13 protein-coding genes are annotated in these 17,448 nt (G+C 66.1%); 8 read left to right on the forward strand and 5 right to left on the reverse strand.

The annotated features are described in order from the left end of the window. Positions 1-130: 130 nt before the first annotated feature. The 7 genes from AB4Y35_RS09730 to pyrF all read left to right on the forward strand — a co-directional run bounded on the left by AB4Y35_RS09730 (position 131) and on the right by pyrF (position 8,061). Positions 131-1,132, forward strand: a complete 1,002-nt coding sequence (locus tag AB4Y35_RS09730) for an arabinose ABC transporter substrate-binding protein (RefSeq protein ID WP_368692573.1) — start codon at positions 131-133, stop codon at positions 1,130-1,132. A 134-nt stretch (positions 1,133-1,266) separates the two neighbouring features. Beyond that, complete coding sequence (gene araG, locus AB4Y35_RS09735) at positions 1,267-2,778, forward strand: L-arabinose ABC transporter ATP-binding protein AraG (protein WP_324162371.1); 1,512 nt, start codon at positions 1,267-1,269, stop codon at positions 2,776-2,778. 23 nt (positions 2,779-2,801) lie between these two features. Beyond that, the gene (gene araH / locus AB4Y35_RS09740) at positions 2,802-3,818 is read left to right on the forward strand and encodes an L-arabinose ABC transporter permease AraH (RefSeq protein WP_133182306.1); all 1,017 of its coding nucleotides are present in this window, start codon (positions 2,802-2,804) and stop codon (positions 3,816-3,818) included. A 33-nt stretch (positions 3,819-3,851) separates the two neighbouring features. Further along, the gene (locus tag AB4Y35_RS09745; RefSeq protein ID WP_368704238.1) at positions 3,852-4,664 is read left to right on the forward strand and encodes an SDR family NAD(P)-dependent oxidoreductase; all 813 of its coding nucleotides are present in this window, start codon (positions 3,852-3,854) and stop codon (positions 4,662-4,664) included. Next, on the forward strand, positions 4,661-5,581 hold the full coding sequence (locus AB4Y35_RS09750; protein WP_368704239.1) for an SMP-30/gluconolactonase/LRE family protein: 921 nt from the start codon (positions 4,661-4,663) through the stop codon (positions 5,579-5,581). Before AB4Y35_RS09745 ends, AB4Y35_RS09750 begins: the two co-directional genes overlap by 4 nt. A gap of 291 nt (positions 5,582-5,872) precedes the next feature. Beyond that, complete coding sequence (locus tag AB4Y35_RS09755) at positions 5,873-7,063, forward strand: aldose 1-epimerase (RefSeq protein WP_368704240.1); 1,191 nt, start codon at positions 5,873-5,875, stop codon at positions 7,061-7,063. A gap of 182 nt (positions 7,064-7,245) precedes the next feature. After that, on the forward strand, positions 7,246-8,061 hold the full coding sequence (gene pyrF / locus AB4Y35_RS09760) for an orotidine-5'-phosphate decarboxylase (RefSeq protein ID WP_368704241.1): 816 nt from the start codon (positions 7,246-7,248) through the stop codon (positions 8,059-8,061). 92 nt (positions 8,062-8,153) lie between these two features. Here pyrF and AB4Y35_RS09765 read toward each other — a convergent pair whose 3' ends face one another. The 5 genes from AB4Y35_RS09765 to thiL are packed head-to-tail and all read right to left on the reverse strand — an operon-like array spanning position 8,154 to position 14,217. Further along, entirely contained in the window at positions 8,154-11,474 is a 3,321-nt protein-coding gene (locus AB4Y35_RS09765) for an ATP-binding protein (protein ID WP_368704242.1), read from the reverse strand. A gap of 29 nt (positions 11,475-11,503) precedes the next feature. Beyond that, positions 11,504-12,052: a cupin domain-containing protein gene (locus AB4Y35_RS09770; protein WP_368704243.1), complete on the reverse strand. Its 549-nt coding sequence runs from the start codon at positions 12,050-12,052 to the stop codon at positions 11,504-11,506. A 55-nt stretch (positions 12,053-12,107) separates the two neighbouring features. Further along, a complete protein-coding gene (locus AB4Y35_RS09775; RefSeq protein ID WP_342919401.1) occupies positions 12,108-12,608 on the reverse strand; it encodes a CinA family protein in 501 nt (166 codons plus the stop codon). A gap of 45 nt (positions 12,609-12,653) precedes the next feature. Beyond that, entirely contained in the window at positions 12,654-13,238 is a 585-nt protein-coding gene (locus AB4Y35_RS09780; protein ID WP_368692581.1) for a phosphatidylglycerophosphatase A, read from the reverse strand. After that, positions 13,228-14,217 carry a thiamine-phosphate kinase gene (gene thiL / locus AB4Y35_RS09785; protein WP_368704244.1) on the reverse strand — a complete coding sequence of 330 codons (990 nt, stop codon included), beginning with the start codon at positions 14,215-14,217 and terminating at the stop codon, positions 13,228-13,230. The genes AB4Y35_RS09780 and thiL overlap by 11 nt, the downstream gene beginning before the upstream one ends. A gap of 187 nt (positions 14,218-14,404) precedes the next feature. Here thiL and AB4Y35_RS09790 point away from each other — a divergent pair, with 187 nt between their 5' ends. Then, positions 14,405-16,699 (forward strand): NADP-dependent malic enzyme, encoded by a 2,295-nt coding sequence (locus tag AB4Y35_RS09790; RefSeq protein WP_368692583.1) that lies wholly within the window; start codon positions 14,405-14,407, stop codon positions 16,697-16,699. Positions 16,700-17,448: the final 749 nt, after the last annotated feature.

The following is a 17,448-nucleotide window of genomic DNA, read 5'->3' on the forward strand; positions in this document are numbered from 1 at the left end:
AGCACGAAGGAACACGAGGTTGGAACGAATACGCAGGAATCCGCCGAAGCGCTGGCCGCGCGCATCGGCGGGTAAAAGAAGAGGCGGCCGATACCCTTCCCGTGACTGAAGAAGACAGGAGACTGACAAAATGCAACGACGCATCTTTCTGACGCTGGTGGCCGCCGCAGCTACCGCCGTGTTCGCGCAAGCGCCCGTCGCGCAGGCCGCTGACCAGGTGAAGATCGGCTTTCTCGTGAAGCAGCCCGAAGAGCCGTGGTTCCAGGACGAATGGAAGTTCGCGGAAATGGCGGCGAAGGAAAAGGGCTTCACGTTGGTGAAGATCGGCGCGCCCTCGGGTGAGAAGGTGATGAGCGCGATCGACAACCTGGCCGCACAAAAGGCGCAGGGCTTCATCATCTGCACGCCTGACGTGAAGCTCGGACCGGGTATCGTCGCCAAGGCCAAGGCCGACAAGCTCAAGATGATGACGGTGGACGACCGCCTCGTCGATGGCGCGGGCAAGCCGATCGAGTCGGTGCCGCACATGGGCATCTCGGCGTACAACATCGGCAAGCAGGTGGGTGACGGCATCGCCGCCGAAATCAAGAAGCGCGGCTGGGACATGAAGGACGTCGGCGCGATCGACGTGACCTACGAGCAGCTGCCGACGGCGCATGACCGCACGTCGGGCGCGACCGACGCGCTCGTGGCCGCGGGCTTCCCGAAGGCGAACATCGTGCAGGCGCCGCAAGCGAAGACCGACACGGAAAACGCCTTCAACGCCGCCAATATCGCGCTCACGAAGAACCCGCAGTACAAGCACTGGGTGGCCTACGCGCTGAATGACGAAGGCGTGCTCGGCGCCGTGCGCGCAGCGGAAGGCCGCGGCTTCAAGGCCGACAACATGATCGGCATCGGCATCGGCGGTTCGGACTCGGCACTCAACGAGTTCAAGAAGCCGCAGCCGACGGGCTTCTACGGCACCGTCATCATCAGCCCGAAGCGCCACGGCGAGGAAACCTCGGACCTGATGTACACGTGGATCACGCAAGGCAAGGAACCGCCGCTGCTCACGCTGACGACCGGCATGCTGGCCACGCGCGACAACGTGGAGAGCGTGCGTCAGCAGATGGGTCTCGCGTCGAAGTAAGCGCTGGATAGAAGGTTGTTAGAAGTGGTTTAGGGTGTTTCCCGCTGCGGGGCGGCCGGCGAGGCCGAAGGGTGAGAAGGGCATGAGTGGCATGAAGGCCGCGCCCGCAGCGTATCGAATGAGAGGAAACCGAAGTGTCAGCGACACTGCGTTTTGACAATATCGGCAAGGTGTTCCCAGGCGTGCGCGCGCTCGACGGCGTGTCGTTCGAGGTGAACGCAGGCGAAGTGCATGGCCTGATGGGCGAGAACGGCGCGGGCAAGTCCACGCTCCTGAAGATTCTCGGCGGCGAGTATCAGCCCGATTCCGGCCGCATCCTGATGGACGGCAACGAGGTGCACTTCTCCGATGCGGCGGCCTCGATTGGCGCGGGCATCGCGGTGATTCACCAGGAATTGCAGTACGTGCCCGACCTGACCGTCGCGGAAAACCTGCTGCTCGGCGCGTTGCCCAATGCACTCGGCTGGGTGAAGCGCGGCGAGGCGCGCAAGTTCGTGCGCGAACGTCTCGCCGCGATGGGCGTGGACCTCGATCCGGCCGCGAAACTGCGCAAGCTCTCGATCGCGCAGCGTCAGATGGTGGAAATCTGCAAGGCGCTGCTGCGCAACGCGCGCGTGATCGCGCTCGACGAGCCGACCAGCTCGCTCTCGCACCGCGAGACCGAAGTGCTGTTCAAGCTCGTGCGCGAGCTGCGCGCCGACAATCGCGCGCTCATCTATATCTCGCACCGCATGGACGAGATCTACGAGCTGTGCAATGCCTGCACGATCTTCCGCGACGGGCGCAAGGTCGCCTCGCACGAGAAGCTCGAAGAGGTGAAGCGCGAAACGCTCGTGGCCGAAATGGTGGGCCGCGAGATCAGCGACATCTATAACTATTCGCCGCGCGAGCATGGCAACGTGCGCTTCGCCGTGCGCGGCGTGGAAGGGCATCCGCTCAACGAAGCGGCGAGCTTCGAGGTGAAGTCGGGCGAGATCGTCGGTTTCTTCGGGCTCGTGGGCGCGGGGCGCAGCGAGCTGATGCAGCTCATCTACGGCACCCACAAGCGGCGCGCGGGCGAGATCGAGCTGGACGGCAAGACCATTCGCGTGAAGAGCGCGAGCGACGCGATTCGCCACGGCATCGTGCTGTGCCCGGAAGACCGCAAGGAGCAGGGCATCGTTGCGATGGCGACGGTCTCGGAGAACATCAACATCAGCTGCCGCCGCCACTTTCTGCGCGCGGGCATGTTCCTCGACCGCAAGAAGGAAGCGGAAACGGCGGACCGCTTCATCAAGCTGCTGAAGATCAAGACGCCGAGCCGCCGCCAGAAAATCCGCTTTCTCTCGGGCGGCAACCAGCAAAAAGCGATTCTTTCGCGCTGGCTCGCCGAGCCCGATCTGAAGGTCGTGATTCTCGACGAGCCGACGCGCGGCATCGACGTCGGGGCGAAGCATGAAATCTACAACGTGATCTACCAGCTCGCCGCGCGCGGCTGCGCGATCGTGATGGTGTCGTCGGAGTTGCCGGAAGTGCTCGGCGTGTCGGATCGCATCGTGGTGATGCGCGAAGGCCGTATTTCGGGCGAGTTGCCGCGCAGCGCGGCGAGCGAACACGCGGTGCTTGACCTCGCGCTGCCCAAGCGCACGCAGGCCAAGGCTGCATGAGTGGACCGGGAGGAGTGACTGAAATGCAAGCAAGAGAAAACCTGGCGGCCGAAACCGCCAAGAGCGTCGCCGACGCGCTGATTCCGAGTCCCACCGACAAGCAGAAGTGGTGGCAGCAGATCACCGAGTACAGCCTGATCGTGATCTTCGCGGTCATGTTCATCGTGATGTCGCTGACCGTCGATCACTTCTTCTCGATCGAGAACATGCTCGGCCTCGCCCTGTCGGTCTCGCAGATCGGCATGGTGGCCTGCACGATGATGTTCTGTCTCGCCTCGCGCGACTTCGACCTTTCCGTGGGCTCGATCGTCGCGTTCGCGGGCGTGCTCTGCGCAATGGTGCTCAATGCGACGAACAACACGTTCATCGCCATCGTCGCGGCCGTTGCGGCGGGTGCCGCGATTGGCTTCGTGAACGGCGCGGTGATCGCGTATCTGCGCATCAACGCGCTGATCACCACGCTCGCCACGATGGAAATCGTGCGCGGCCTCGGCTTCATCGCCTCGCACGGCCAGGCCGTGGGCGTGTCGTCGGACACGTTCATCGCCATGGGCACGGCCTCGCTCTTCGGCGTGCAACTGCCGATCTGGGTCACGCTCGTCTGCTTCATCGTGTTCGGCGTGATGCTCAATCAGACAGTGTACGGGCGCAATACGCTCGCCATCGGCGGCAATCCGGAAGCGTCGCGTCTGGCCGGTATCAAGGTCGAGCGCACGCGCGTGTGGATCTTCCTGATCCAGGGCGCGGTCACGGCGCTCGCGGGCGTGATTCTCGCCTCGCGGATCACGTCGGGCCAGCCGAATGCGGCCGAAGGCTTCGAGCTGAACGTGATCTCGGCTTGCGTGCTGGGCGGCGTTTCGCTGCTGGGCGGCCGCGCGACGATCTCGGGCGTGGTGATCGGCGTGCTGATCATGGGCACGGTCGAAAACGTCATGAATCTGCTCAACATCGACGCGTTCTACCAGTACCTCGTGCGCGGTGCGATCCTGCTCGCAGCGGTGCTGCTCGACCAGCTCAAGAACCGCGGCGCGCGCGATTGAGTTCGCTGACAGTTTCATAAGGAAACCCAAACGATGTCGTCCAACGCAAATTCGCCCGCTAACGCGCTCGCGCGCCACGCGCACGAAAACTATGCGCGCTATCCGAGCCTGGCCGACCGCGCGGTGCTGATCACGGGCGGCGCGACCGGCATCGGCGCCTCGTTCGTCGAGCATTTCGCCGCGCAGGGCGCGCGCGTGGCGTTCTTCGACATCGACGCGAGCGCGGGCCAGGCGCTCGCCGACGAACTCGGCGATTCGCGCCACAAGCCGCTGTTCGCCAATGTCGATCTCACCGATATCTCGGCGCTGCGCGCCGCCATCACCGATGTGAAGGCGGCGCTCGGGCCGATCGAGGTGCTCGTGAACAACGCGGCCAACGACAAACGCCACACGCTGGCCGAAGTCACGCCCGAGTCGTTCGACGCGGGCGTGGCCGTGAACCTGCGGCATCAGCTGTTCGCCGCGCAGGCCGTGGCGGAAGACATGAAGGCCGCGCGCGCGGGCTCGATCATCAACCTGGGCTCGATCAGCTGGATGCTCAAGCAGTCGGAAATGCCGGTCTACACGATGAGCAAGTCGGCGGTGCAGGGTCTTACGCGCGGTCTCGCGAGAGACCTTGGACCGTACGGCATCCGCGTGAATTCGCTCGTGCCGGGCTGGGTGATGACCGAGAAGCAGCGCCGCCTGTGGCTCACCGACGAAGGCCGCGAGGCCATCAAGCGCGGCCAGTGCATCGACGCGGAGCTGCTGCCCGCCGACCTCGCGCGCATGGCGCTCTTCCTCGCCGCCGACGACAGCCGCATGATCACGTCGCAGGACATCGTCGTTGATGGAGGCTGGGCATGAGCGCAAAGGAAAGCGCTTCGAACGAAGCGGTGGCCGAGCTGCTCGTCCACGCGAAATGCGAGCTGGGCGAAGGCGCGACGTGGTGCGCGCGCAGCGGCCGGCTCTACTGGGTCGATATTTCCGGCAAACGCCTGCAACGCTACGACGCCAATGCGTCCGGCGCCAAACACGTCACCTGGGAGATGCCCGAGCGCCTCGCGTGCTTCGCGCTGTGCGAAGACGAGCGCACGCTGCTCCTCGGCCTCGCCTCGCAACTGGCGTTCTTCGACATGGAGACGGGCGCGATCGACACCATCGTCGAAGTCGAACCCGGCGTGCCGACGCGCCTGAACGACGGACGCTGCGACCGCCAGGGCCGCTTCGTGTTCGGCACGAAGTATGAGGGAACGCCGCGGCAGGCCATCGGCGGTTTCTATCGCCTGAACCACGATCTCACGCTCGAACGTCTGCCGCTGCCCGCGCCCGCGATCTCGAACAGCATCGCGTTCAGCCCGGACGGTTCGACCATGTATTACTGCGACACGCTCACGCGCGAGATTCGCGCGTGCGACTACGGCGCAGGCGGAACGATTGCAAACGAACGTACCTTCGTCACGCTCACCGACGACACCGGCGTGCCGGACGGCTCGACCGTCGATGCGGAAGGCGGCCTCTGGAACGCGCAGTGGGGCGGCGAGCGCGTGGTGCGTTATGGCGCCGATGGCGTCGAAACCGAGCGCGTAAAGATTCCCACAGCGCAGCCAAGCTGCGTTACGCTCGGCGGTGCGCTTCTGGACACGCTTTATGTCACGAGCGCACGCGAGGAAATGGAGGAGGAGGCCCTCGCGCGCGAGCCGCATGCGGGCGGCGTGTTTTCGGTTCGAATTGGCCGCCAGGGCCTTGAAGAACCGCGGTTTCAGGGGCGCAGGCGCGCTTGAGTCCGGTGTGTCAGGCGCTTGCGCAAAGGCGTGCGGGTATTTTCATCTGACGATACACGCGCGCGAACCGTGCAAGGCGCCGCTGGCGGCAGGCGGCATGAAGAGACGGACAGTCGTTGCAGTTCGGCAACAGATGCAGTCGATCGATAGTGTGCAGTTGGCTTTGCCAGTACCACTAGAAGGGCGAACACAAGAAGCGGCCACAGGCCCGTGCGCATGCGCGGTGTCGACAGGTCACCGGTGAGCCGCCTTTTGCGGCGGCAATCAAACATGCCTCTCGAGGAGCATCTTATGAGCGTCGCGAATTCCGCTGTGCGTCGACCTACCCGTTCCACCGTTTCCGCAGGCGCCGCTGCTGCAAGCGTGCCGCCTTCCGCTTCATCCGCTCCGTCTGTCTCACCGGTTGTGTCACCAGCGGCCGCCGCGCGCCGCGCGCGGCTCGAAGCCGCCACGCATCCGGTTTTGCCGGGGCCGAGCACTTCGGCGGTCGCGATCGGCGCGGCGGGCTCGAGCGACGTGGCGTGCGTGACGCTCGCGAACGCGTATCTGAGGCTCGACGTCGCGCCCCAACTAGGCGGCGGAATCACGCGATTCGACTGGCGCAGCGAAGGCGCGTTCGAGCCCGTGTTTCGCCGTTGCGAGCGCGTGAGCGCGCGCATGGATCCGAACGAACTCGCGTGCTACCCGCTGCTGCCGTACTCGAACCGCATCGGCGCTGGGCGTTTTCACTTTGGCGGCCGCGATATCGAAGTGCCGCGCAATCGCGCCAGCGAACCGCTGCCGATTCACGGCGACGGCTGGCTCGCGCCCTGGAGCATCGACAGTGCCGATCGCGAGAATGTGCGCCTCGTGCTCGACCGCAGCGACGGCGAACCGTATTCGTACCGCGCGGCGCTCACCTACGCGCTCGACGGCGCGACCCTCGCGATGACGCTGGAAGTGGAGAACACGGGCCGCGAGGCGCTGCCGTTCGGCCTTGGCGTGCATCCGTTTCTCGCGCGCGACACGAGCACCGAGCTTTCGGCGCCCGCGAGCGGCCTGTGGCTCTCGGGCCAGGACTGGCTGCCGGTGCGCCACGTGCCCGCGCCGCCTGCCTGGCAGTTCGGCGTGGCCTATCCGCTGCCTGCGCAGCTCGTCAATCACGCGTTCAGCGGCTGGAGCGGGCGCGCGGCAGTGGTGTGGGAGCGCCGCAGGCTCTCGCTCTCGATTTGCGCGAACACCGACTACTACGTGCTCTACACGCCTCCCGGCGCGGACTTCTTCTGCTTCGAACCCGTCGATCATCCGATCAACGCGGTGAACCTGCGCGGCGGCGGCGATGCGAACGGCATGACCGTGCTCGCGCACGGCGAGCGGCTCGTGCGGCGCTTTTCCTTCACCGTGGAGCGCATGGACATGCGCGCGTCAGCCAGCCCGCACCGCGCCGGCGCGCGCGGCCGCACGGGCGCGAGAGGCGGCAAGGGCGCGCGCGCCCGGACGTAAGGCGGTCGTGAGCCAGGCGTAGCGCACGTCGAGCGCGCGCGCCCGGTTCTTCCGGCGATTCGTCTCGCGTCCCGCGGGAGCGCCGGGCGCAGGCCGATTCAGGTACCGCGGCGCGGCCTCATCTTCCGGGGCGGGTAAAATACGCGCCGTTTTCCCTTATTGGCTCGCCGCGAGCAACCACCATGACTTCCTTCATCCAGACCCTCGGCGCCGCCTGGCAGCGCACCGGCTCGCTGTTGTGCGTGGGCCTCGACCCTGAGCCCACGAAGTTTCCCGCCGCGCTGGCCGGCCGCAGCGACGCGATCTTCGAGTTTTGCCGCGAGATCGTCGACGCCACCGCGGCGTACGCGTGCTCGTTCAAGCCGCAGATCGCCTACTTCGCCGCGCACCGCGCCGAAGACCAGCTCGAAGCGCTGATCGCGCACGTCCACGAGAAGCACCCGGGCCTGCCCGTGATCCTCGACGCCAAGCGCGGCGACATCGGCAGCACCGCTGAGCAGTATGCGCGCGAAGCCTTCGAGCGCTTCAAAGCCGACGCGGTCACGGTCAATCCATATATGGGCTTCGATTCGATCGAGCCGTGGCTCGCGCATAAGGGCAAGGGCGTGATCGTGCTGTGCCGTACGTCGAACCCCGGCGGCTCGGACCTGCAGTTCCTCGAAACCGGCGGCAGGCCGCTGTATCAGGTGGTGGCGGACCTTGCCGCAAACAAGTGGAACGCTAGCGGCGAACTCGGCCTCGTGGTGGGCGCGACGTTCCCGAAGGAAATCGAAACCGTGCGCAGCATCGTGGGCGACATGCCGCTGCTGATTCCCGGCATCGGCGCACAGGGCGGCGACGTCGAGGCCACCGTGAAGGCGGGCCGCACGGCGAACGGCACGGGCATGCTCATCAACTCGTCGCGCGCGATCATCTACGCGAGCAAGGGCGAGGACTACGCGCAGGCGGCTGCAACGGCCGCGAGAGAAACGCGCGACCGGATCAACGCCTATCGTTGAGATGGGTTTCCGCGGGGGCGGGTAGACGTTCCTGAACGGTCTGGGCGTCACTGCCTTTGCCCGCGGGCGTCACGTTGACGACGCCCGCGCGGCTAACCCGACTGCGAGCGCAGTGCTTCGAGTTCCGCCGCCACGGCGGCGGCCAGATCGCCGACTTCGTCAGTCCACTTGCCCGCTTCGCGCATCGCCGCGCGCAGCTCGAGGCAGGCTTCATTGATCCTCGAAGGACCCAGCACCGCCAGTCCGCCGGATACGCGATGCGCCCAGTCGTTCATCCGCGCGAAGTCGCGCTGCGAGGCGATCTGGGTGTAATCGACGAGATCGTGATGCACCTGCGCGATGAATATATCGGCGAGCGCGGCAGGCAGTGGCGGGAAGCGGGGCAGCCCGGCGCGCGGATCTGCTTCGGAATCCGCTGTGAGAGTCGCGCTCGACGCGCTTGCGCGTTCGCTCGGCGCGGCGCTGATCTGCGCGGACACGACGGCCAGCACCCGGGCGAGGTCCGCGAGCGCGACCGGCTTGGTGAGATAGTCGGTAAAGCCCAACGCGCGCCCCTGCGCGATCTGCTCGGGCAGCGCATCCGAACTCACTGCGTAGACCGGCAAATGAGGGTGCTTTGCGAGTAACGCGTCCAGCAGCACGTAGCCGTTCATGCCCGGCATGTTCAGATCCGTGAGAATGAGGTCCACTGGCCGCTCGTCGAGTCGCGCCAGCGCCTCCTCGCCGTCCTTCGCCTCGATCACGGTGGCGCCCAGTATGCGCAACTGGTCGCGCAGCAGTGCGCGATTGAGCCGGTTGTCCTCGGCGATCAGCGCAGTTAACGCTGCGAAATTCTCCTCCGTCGCGGGCTGGTCCGCTGCGGGTTGCTGTGCGTGCGCTGCCGTTCCTCGGCCGCGAACCCGCTTCTGCGTCGCGGCACGTATGCCCGCGAGACTGTACAGGCTCACCACGACTGCGCCGCCGTCGAGTTCGAGCGGGACGAGCGGTCCGTCCTGGCGCAGCCATATGATTTTCGCGCGGTCCGGCCAGAGCGAAGCGATATCGTCGCCGGTGAATTCGTCGGTCACGAGCACATAGTCGAACGTGCCGTCATGCGGCGGCGTGTCGAGGCTCAGGAAGGTCGGCGTGCTGCTGCGGCTGTCGAACAGGTTGGCCAGCCACTCGCGGTTCTCCGGCGCGCGGCACAGGATGGCGGGATGCGCGTCGGGCAGCGTCCATTCATCGCCAGCCGTGGCCTCGCCCTCGGGGCGCAGCGGCAGCGTGACGGCCACGCGTGTCCCCACGCCGAGCGCGCTGTCGAGTTCGACGCGGCCGTGCATCAACTGGGCGAGCCGGGCGCAGATCGAAAGCCCGAGGCCGGTGCCGCGCGCTTGCGTGAGCCGATGGGCGTCGCCTTGCGTGAAGGGCTGGAACAGGTGGGGCTTGAGGTCATCGGCAATGCCGTCGCCGGAGTCGCTCACGCTGATCTCAAGCGCACCTTCGCGCCAGCGCGCGCGCAGGACGATCTTCCCGGAACGGGTGAACTTGAAGGCATTGCTGAGCAGATTGTTGGCGATCTGCGCGACGCGCACGGCGTCGAAGCGAAGTTGCGCCGGAATGGCCCGATCCATCACGAGATAGAACGGCAGGTGCTGGCGCACGGCGAGCGGCGCATGGGCGAGCGCGATGCGGACAAGGAGCGCCGCAATCGAGCCGGGTTCTTCGACCAGCTTCATCTGACCCACGTCGATTTTCGAAAAATCGAGCACGTCGCTCACGATCTGCAGCAGTTCGGCCGAGGAGTTTTGCATGGCCTGCACGCGCGCGCCCTGTTCCGGCGCCAGCGGCCCGCGCGCGACGAGTTCGATATTGCCGACGAGCGAAGCGAGCGGCGTGCGGATCTCGTGGCTCATCGCCGCGAAGAAGCTCACCCTGGCGCGCGCGGCTTCGTCGCTCATGCGCTTGGCTTCGCGCAGCAGGCGCTCCGCTTCGTGGCGCTCCGACATGTCCGCTATCGCACAGAACAGGACGGCTTCGTGGTTCATCGTGGCCGGCGCATAGGTGATGGCGAGATGGAGCGCTTCCTTGCCGGGCCGCTCGAGCGAGTACGGCAACTCGTACACCGTCGTCTCGTCCTCGTGTTTCGTGGGGGCGGGCCACGGCCCGTGCTGTTCGAACTCGACACACAGCGCGCTCGGCAAATGCGTGGCGTGCTCGTCGATGCCGAGAACATTGCGCACGATCTGGTTCGCCACGACGATCTCGAAGTTGCTGCGCCTGACGATGCACAGGCCTACCGGCGTGGCGTGCACGAGCAGATGATTGAGCAACTCGCCTTCGAGCGCGCGCGTGGCTTCGTCGTAGGTACGCGTCAGCACCCGGCGATTCCAGTAGCGCGACAGCACGGTGAGCATGGCAATAAGGGCGGCCGTCAGGATCAGGACGATGATGACGGGCGTGCGCGTGATCGCGAAAAGCTCGCCCCACGACAGCGCCACCATGAAGTGCCCAAAGCCATGCACGAGCGGCGCTTCGCGCAGCGCGACGCCGAAGCGGGGGAGTACGTGGAAGTTGCCGGGGGCAAGGTTCGCAAGGCGTCGGTCGAGATACTGCGCGCCAGCAGGGGGCAGCGGGCCGGCGAGCATGATGCCGTCAGCGCCGAACAGCGTCGGGGGGATCGACGGGACGCTGGTGCTCTGGGCGAGGAGGAGCGAGTCGAGATCGACGCTGGTGATCGTGAACGCGTAGAGCGTACCGTTCCTGAGCACCGGCAACGCGCCGAGCACGAGATCGGGCGGGAAGCCGAGCGCTTCGGGTGGGCGGAACCAGGCGACTCTGATACCTCTGGCTGCCGCGACCGGATCCAGGCCGTGGGTCGTGATCTGCAGGAGCGCGGCATCGGCCAGCGTGCGCGCGGCTTCGGCCGGCCGCAATTGCGACCCCTTGGGCGCGACACCACGGCTATACGCCGCGCCGCCGTCGGCGCGCAGCAACATGATGGGCACATCGGACGAGACGATGTCGAGCACCCCCGCCATGTGCTCGCACACTGCCCTCAGATCTGGCGACCCGTCCATGCCTTCGAAGGTCGTCGCGCAGCGGGAGGTTGGCTCGGCGTTCAACGGTGCCGTCGATGCCGAGGCGGTCTCGAGCACGAGGACGACGCCCGCACTGCCGAGCAGCGTGTACAGCCGGTCGAGCCGCGCGTTGGCCTTCGCACTGAGCGTGTTCGCCTCCAGCGTCTGCGCGCGCAGTGCGCTGAACGCGATGCCGCCGAGCGCGGCGGCGGCCATGCACAGCGCCGCAAGGATCAGCAGGCCGGTCAGCAGTGCGAAGACGCGGCGTTCACGCCTGAGGTTGCGCTGGAGCGCCTCGAGCGCGGCGTACGGCGAAGTGGAAGGGGCGCCATGGCGGCGGCCGAAGCTGGGCATCATGCGGATCCGCGTCCCTCGACGCCGCGCGCCTAATCTTTCTTCGCGGCCGCAGCCGCGACGGACGCCGGTTTGCCGAGCAACTCGATGATCGATCGGTGCAGCGGGTATTTTCCGGCGAGCGCGTTCGCATCGGCGATCTCGAACTCGCTGAACTCGAACCCCGGCGCCACCGTGCAGCCCACGAGCGCATAGGTCGAAGGATCGCAGCAGCGCGCCGCGAACCAGTGTCCGGCCGGCACGACCGCCTGGAACACGGTGCCCGGATGGTCGAGCGCGTGGCCGAGCTTGCGCGTGGAGAGCACGCCGCGTTCGTCGATCGAATGAATCTCGAGGGGCGAGCCCGCGTAGAAGTGCCAGAGCTCGTCGGAGCGGATCCGGTGCCATGCCGAATAGGCGCCTTCCGCCAGCAGGAAGTAGATGGCCGTCGAGGCTGCGCGCGTGCCCTCTGCGGCGGCTGCGCCGTCGCGCCGCACGAGCTTGTCGGCTCGATAGGTTTCGCTGTAGTAGCCGCCTTCGGGGTGCGGTTCAAGCCCGAAGCGGCGGATCAATTCTTCGACTGCGGTATTCGCGGCTGCCATGGCATGGGCCTCCTTGATGGGCCCGGCCGGCGCTCCAGCGAGGCGCGGGCCGGTATTAGCGTTCCTGTTCGTCGATGAACGCGAGCAGCCCGCGCAGCGCGTGCGCGGCGGCCTGCACGCGGATCTGTTCGCGGTCGCCCTTGAAGACCAGCGTCTCGACGCTCGTATGCAGCCGGTTGCTCCAGCCGAACGACACCATGCCAACCGGCTTTTCCGGCGTGCCGCCGCCCGGTCCGGCGACGCCGGTGATGGAGAGCGAAACTTGTGCCCGGCTGTTGCTGAGCGCGCCTTCGGCCATCGCGCGCGCGACCGGTTCGCTCACCGCGCCGTGCTTGTCGATGAGTTCGGGCGGCACGCCGATCATCTCGGTTTTCGCCTGGTTCGAGTAGGTGACGAAACCGCGTTCGAACCAGACGCTGCTGCCGGATATGTCGGTGATGGCGGTGGCGACCATGCCGCCCGTGCAGGACTCGGCGGTCGCGAGCATGAGCCGCCCGTCGCGCAGCTTGTTGCCGACGCGGATGGCGAGTTGGTGGACGACGGAATCGGTAGACATTGCAGCAATCCGTTGGGTTGGCGGCGGCGTGGCGGCGACGTGGCGTTACACCGACATGCGCCAGAGCGCGATGACGAGCAGTGTGAAGAATGCGGCGACGATGTCGTCGAGCATGATGCCGAGGCCGCCCTTGAAGCGCCGGTCGAAATAGCGGATGGGCGGCGGCTTCACCATGTCGAAAAACCGGAAGACGACGAAGGCCCACAGCCGGCCCTCGAAATCGACGGGCGTAATCATGAGCAGCACGAGCCAGAACGCCACGATCTCGTCCCAGACGATGGCCGAGGGATCATCCGTGCGCAGCTTCTTCGCCGTGAAGGCCGTGATCCAGATGCCTGCAAAGAAGCCAAAGAAGATCAGCAGTCCCCACTCGGTCACCGTGAGATAGCGGTTGAGCACCTCGAAGGACGCCCAGGCGAACAGCGTGCCGGCCGTGCCGGGCGCGAGCCGCGAGAGCCCCGAGCCGAAGCCGAGCGAAACGATGTGCAGCGGATGGGTGAGCATGAACGGCGCGTCGGCGCGGCGCGGGCCACCGGCCTGAGCGCCCGTGCCGGGTGCGGCGGCGTTGCTTGCCGAGCCTGCCGGAGGAGCCGGCTGACCGGCGGGCGAGGGCGTGGGGTCAGTCTGCATGGAAGTGATCGAAACCTTGCAACGTCAGATTGAGCGGCGTGCCACCCGCGTCGCGCCAGGCGATCTCGGGGGCGGCTTGCGGCGAAGTGCGGGAAGTCATTGTACCGATGCGCGTGACGCGCACACCCGCCTGTTGCGCCGCCGCCTCGACCGCGTCGCGCTGCGCGGGCGCCGCCGTGAAGCACAGTTCGTAGTCGTCGCCGCCCGCGAGCGCGCATTGCAGCTGCACGTCGCGCGGCAGGCGCGCAAGCGCAGGCGAGAGCGGCAGGGCGTCGACGTCGATCGTCGCGGCGAGGTGCGAGCGTTCCAGAATATGGCGCAGGTCGCCGGCCAGGCCGTCCGATACGTCGAGCGCCGCGCGCGCCACGCCGCGCAGCGCGAGGCCCAGCGCCACGCGCGGTTCAGGGTATTCGAGCGCCCGGCGCAAGTGCGCGGCGTCGGGCTCGCTCACCGGCCATTCGCCACGCATCATGCCGAGGCCTGCGCGCGCATCGCCGGGCGTGCCGGAAACCCAGATGTCGTCGCCCGCCTGGGCGGCGTCGCGCCGAAGCGCGGCATCCTGACGCACTGAGCCGAACACCGTCAGGCACAGGTTCAGCGGCCCTGCCGTGGTATCGCCGCCGATCAACTCGCAGTCGAAGCGGTCGGCCAGCTCGAAGAGTCCCGCGCTGAACGCGGCTAGCCAGTCCTCATCCGCCTTGGGGAGCGCGAACGCGAGCGTGAAGCCGAGCGGCTGCGCACCCATCGCGGCGAGATCGGACAGATTCACGGCGAGCGCCTTGTGGCCGAGCGCGTGCGGATCGATGTCGGGGAAGAAGTGGCGGCCTTCCACCAGCATATCGGTCGAGACGGCCAGCATTTCGCCCGCGGCGGGCGCGATGAGCGCGCAGTCGTCGCCGATGCCCAGCGTGGCGCGTTGCGTGTTCGTGCGCGCTCGCCGCGCAAAATATCGGTCGATCAGGGAGAACTCGGAAAGCATGACGAAAGGGTTATGACAGTTGGAATATGGCCGTCGCCGCAAAGGGCGCCCTGGCATGGCTTTTCCCCCCATCGCGGTCGCGGCACTTGCGCCCGAACTGAAAGGAATGCTGTCTGGGATTGGCGCTACAATCGGTCAACTTAGCGTTCGAGTTGTCATTCTAATCCGCACTCACGTCCTGCCTCCCATGTCGAATCCCGCTACGAACAAGCTTCGCGAAGCCGCCCTCGATTATCACGAGTTCCCCACGCCCGGGAAGATCGCGATCGCGCCGACCAAGCAGATGATCAATCAGCGTGATCTCTCGCTCGCGTATTCGCCGGGCGTTGCGTTCGCGTGCGAGGCGATTGTCGAGAATCCGCTCAACGCCGCGCGCTTCACGGCGCGCAGCAACCTCGTGGGCGTCGTGTCGAACGGCACGGCCGTGCTTGGCCTCGGCAACATCGGGCCGCTCGCCTCGAAGCCGGTGATGGAAGGCAAGGCGGTGCTCTTCAAGAAGTTCGCGGGCATCGACGTGTTCGACATCGAACTCAACGAGACGGACCCGCACAAGCTCGTCGACGTGATCGCCGCGCTCGAACCCACCTTCGGCGGCATCAACCTCGAAGACATCAAGGCGCCCGAGTGCTTCATCGTCGAACGCGAAGCGCGCAAGCGCATGAAGATTCCGGTCTTCCACGACGACCAGCACGGCACGGCCATTGTGGTGGCGGCCGCCTTCACGAACGGCCTGAAGGTCGTGGGCAAGGACATCAAGGACGTGAAGCTGGTCGCGTCGGGCGCCGGCGCGGCCGCGCTGGCGTGTCTGGACCTGCTCGTCGACCTCGGCCTGCCGCTCGAAAACATCGTCGTGACCGACCTGGCGGGCGTGGTCTACAAGGGCCGCACCGAGCTGATGGACCCGGACAAGGAGCGATTCGCGCGTGAAACCCACGCGCGCACGCTCGCCGAAGTGATCGAAGGCGCCGATATTTTCCTCGGCCTTTCGGCTGGCGGCGTGCTCAAGCAGGAGATGGTCAAGCAGATGGCGGCCAAGCCGCTCATCCTCGCGCTCGCCAACCCGACGCCGGAAATCCTGCCGGAGCTCGCGCTCGAAGTGCGTCCGGACGCCGTGCTCGCCACGGGCCGCACGGACTACCCGAACCAGGTGAACAACGTCCTGTGCTTCCCGTTCATCTTCCGTGGCGCGCTCGACGCGGGCGCGACCACCATCACGCGCGAAATGGAAATCGCCGCGGTGAACGCGATTGCGGAACTGGCGCGCCAGGAGCAAAGCGATGTCGTGGCCACGGCCTACGGCATCCAGGATCTGCAGTTCGGGCCCGAGTATCTGATTCCGAAGCCCTTCGACCCGCGCCTGATCGTCAAGATCGCGCCGGCTGTGGCCAGGGCGGCGATGGACTCGGGCGTCGCGACCCGTCCGATCGAGGACATGGACGCCTACGAGCAGCACCTCCAGCAGTTCGTCTACCACAGCGGCACGACCATGAAGCCGATCTTCCAGCTCGCGCGCGCCGTGGAGCCGGAGAAGAAGCGCATCGTGTTCGCCGAGGGCGAAGAAGAGCGCATCCTGCGCGCGGTGCAGATCGTGGTCGACGAAAAGCTCGCGAAGCCCATCCTGATCGGCCGCCCGTCGGTGATCGAGCAGCGCATCGCGCGCTACGGCCTGCGCCTGCACGCCGGCCAGGACTACACGGTCGTCAACACCGACCATGACGAGCGCTACCGCGAGTTCTGGCAGACCTATGCGAAGCTGATGGCGCGCAAGGGCATCACGCAGCAAATGGCGAAGCTCGAAATGCGCCGCCGCACCACGCTGATCGGCTCGATGCTGGTGGAAAAGGGCGAAGCCGACGGCATGATCTGCGGCACGGTCAGCACGACCCATCGCCACCTGCACTTCATCGACCAGGTGATCGGCAAGAAGACGGGTTGCAACGTCTACGCGGCGATGAACGCGCTGGTGCTGCCGAACCGGCAGATTTTCATCGCCGACACGCACGTCAACGTCGACCCGACGCCGGAGCAACTCGCAGAAATCACCATCATGGCGGCCGAGGAAGTGCGCCGCTTCGGAATCGAGCCGAAGATCGCGCTGTGCTCGCACTCGAACTTCGGTTCGAGCAACGCGCCGAGCGCCCAGAAGATGCGCGACCTGCTCGAGATCCTCCAGGAGCGCGCGCCGGACCTGCACGTGGACGGCGAAATGCACGGCGACGTGGCGATCGACGCGAACCTGCGCAAGGAAATCCTGCCCGAGTCGACGCTCGAAGGCGAAGCGAATCTGCTCATCATGCCGAACATCGACGCGGCGAACATTTCCTACAACCTGCTCAAGACGGCAGCCGGCAACAACATCGCCATCGGGCCGATCCTGCTGGGCGCGGCCAAGCCGGTGCACGTGCTCACGGCTTCCGCCACGGTGCGCCGCATCGTCAACATGACGGCGCTGCTCGTCGCAGACGTGAACGCGGCACGTTAAGCTCAGTCGCTCGGGTCGCCGGCGACGCGGTTCCCAAAATCGGCGTGCTCCTGTGAGCGCGCCGATTTTTTTGCCCGCGAGACCCGGCTCGATCTAGCAAAATCGCGCAAAATTAGATTGTAAAATTTACCGGTTTGGCCCTTGTGCGGGGTCGGGCTGTGGTCCTCCTCGCCTGACTAACGTTGCTTCCAGGCATCATTAGCGATACCCTTACACCTTTCGTGCGACACGCACGCTCGTGTCCGGGCCGTCCTAACGTAAGGGACATCGACTAGCAGCGTCAGGAGGCGTCAGTCCGAGTCTGACCGGCTGCGACAAGCATACCGTAGGGCATCACGATGGGGCGCGAGTCCCGGGTTGCAACTGCCCAATATCGCTGTGCTTGATTGACGCAGTAGATGTGCCCCGATCCAGGGCACACCTTTTACAGTGAAATTGGGAACCGGAGTGATTATCCGGCGACCTTGTTGCATTGACCTGATTACCGTCAGGTCCCGCCCAGTCAGCGGCTTCACCTCCGCCGACAGGGCGGGGTGTCGTTTGTAACGCCCAATCCTTAGGGCTTGGGTTTCGCTGGAACACACGAGCGGAAGCTCGGTATGTCATTGTTCGACCTCGCCAGCATATTGGTGAGTGCAGAGAACCTGCTGTACGACCAGCAGTAGCCTAGGAGGACATGCGTCACTGGCAACGGTGGGGTGTGAAGCTCTTCTGACAATGTAGCCCCCGGAGGTTCGGGCGAATGGATG

The sequence above is a fragment of the Paraburkholderia sp. EG286A genome, from assembly GCF_040965375.1.
Taxonomy (GTDB): domain Bacteria; phylum Pseudomonadota; class Gammaproteobacteria; order Burkholderiales; family Burkholderiaceae; genus Paraburkholderia.

Bases quoted from the DNA above. Each gene is read 5' to 3' on its own strand.
- AB4Y35_RS09770 (WP_368704243.1), bottom strand. From the start codon at position 12,052: ATGGCAGCCGCGAATACCGCAGTCGAAGAATTGATCCGCCGCTTCGGG.
- AB4Y35_RS09755 (WP_368704240.1), top strand. From the start codon at position 5,873: ATGAGCGTCGCGAATTCCGCTGTGCGTCGACCTACCCGTTCCACCGTT.
- araH (WP_133182306.1), top strand. From the start codon at position 2,802: ATGCAAGCAAGAGAAAACCTGGCGGCCGAAACCGCCAAGAGCGTCGCC.
- AB4Y35_RS09730 (WP_368692573.1), top strand. From the start codon at position 131: ATGCAACGACGCATCTTTCTGACGCTGGTGGCCGCCGCAGCTACCGCC.
- AB4Y35_RS09775 (WP_342919401.1), bottom strand. From the start codon at position 12,608: ATGTCTACCGATTCCGTCGTCCACCAACTCGCCATCCGCGTCGGCAAC.
- thiL (WP_368704244.1), bottom strand. From the start codon at position 14,217: ATGCTTTCCGAGTTCTCCCTGATCGACCGATATTTTGCGCGGCGAGCG.
- AB4Y35_RS09745 (WP_368704238.1), top strand. From the start codon at position 3,852: ATGTCGTCCAACGCAAATTCGCCCGCTAACGCGCTCGCGCGCCACGCG.
- AB4Y35_RS09780 (WP_368692581.1), bottom strand. From the start codon at position 13,238: ATGCAGACTGACCCCACGCCCTCGCCCGCCGGTCAGCCGGCTCCTCCG.
- AB4Y35_RS09790 (WP_368692583.1), top strand. From the start codon at position 14,405: ATGTCGAATCCCGCTACGAACAAGCTTCGCGAAGCCGCCCTCGATTAT.
- pyrF (WP_368704241.1), top strand. From the start codon at position 7,246: ATGACTTCCTTCATCCAGACCCTCGGCGCCGCCTGGCAGCGCACCGGC.
- AB4Y35_RS09750 (WP_368704239.1), top strand. From the start codon at position 4,661: ATGAGCGCAAAGGAAAGCGCTTCGAACGAAGCGGTGGCCGAGCTGCTC.
- AB4Y35_RS09765 (WP_368704242.1), bottom strand. From the start codon at position 11,474: ATGATGCCCAGCTTCGGCCGCCGCCATGGCGCCCCTTCCACTTCGCCG.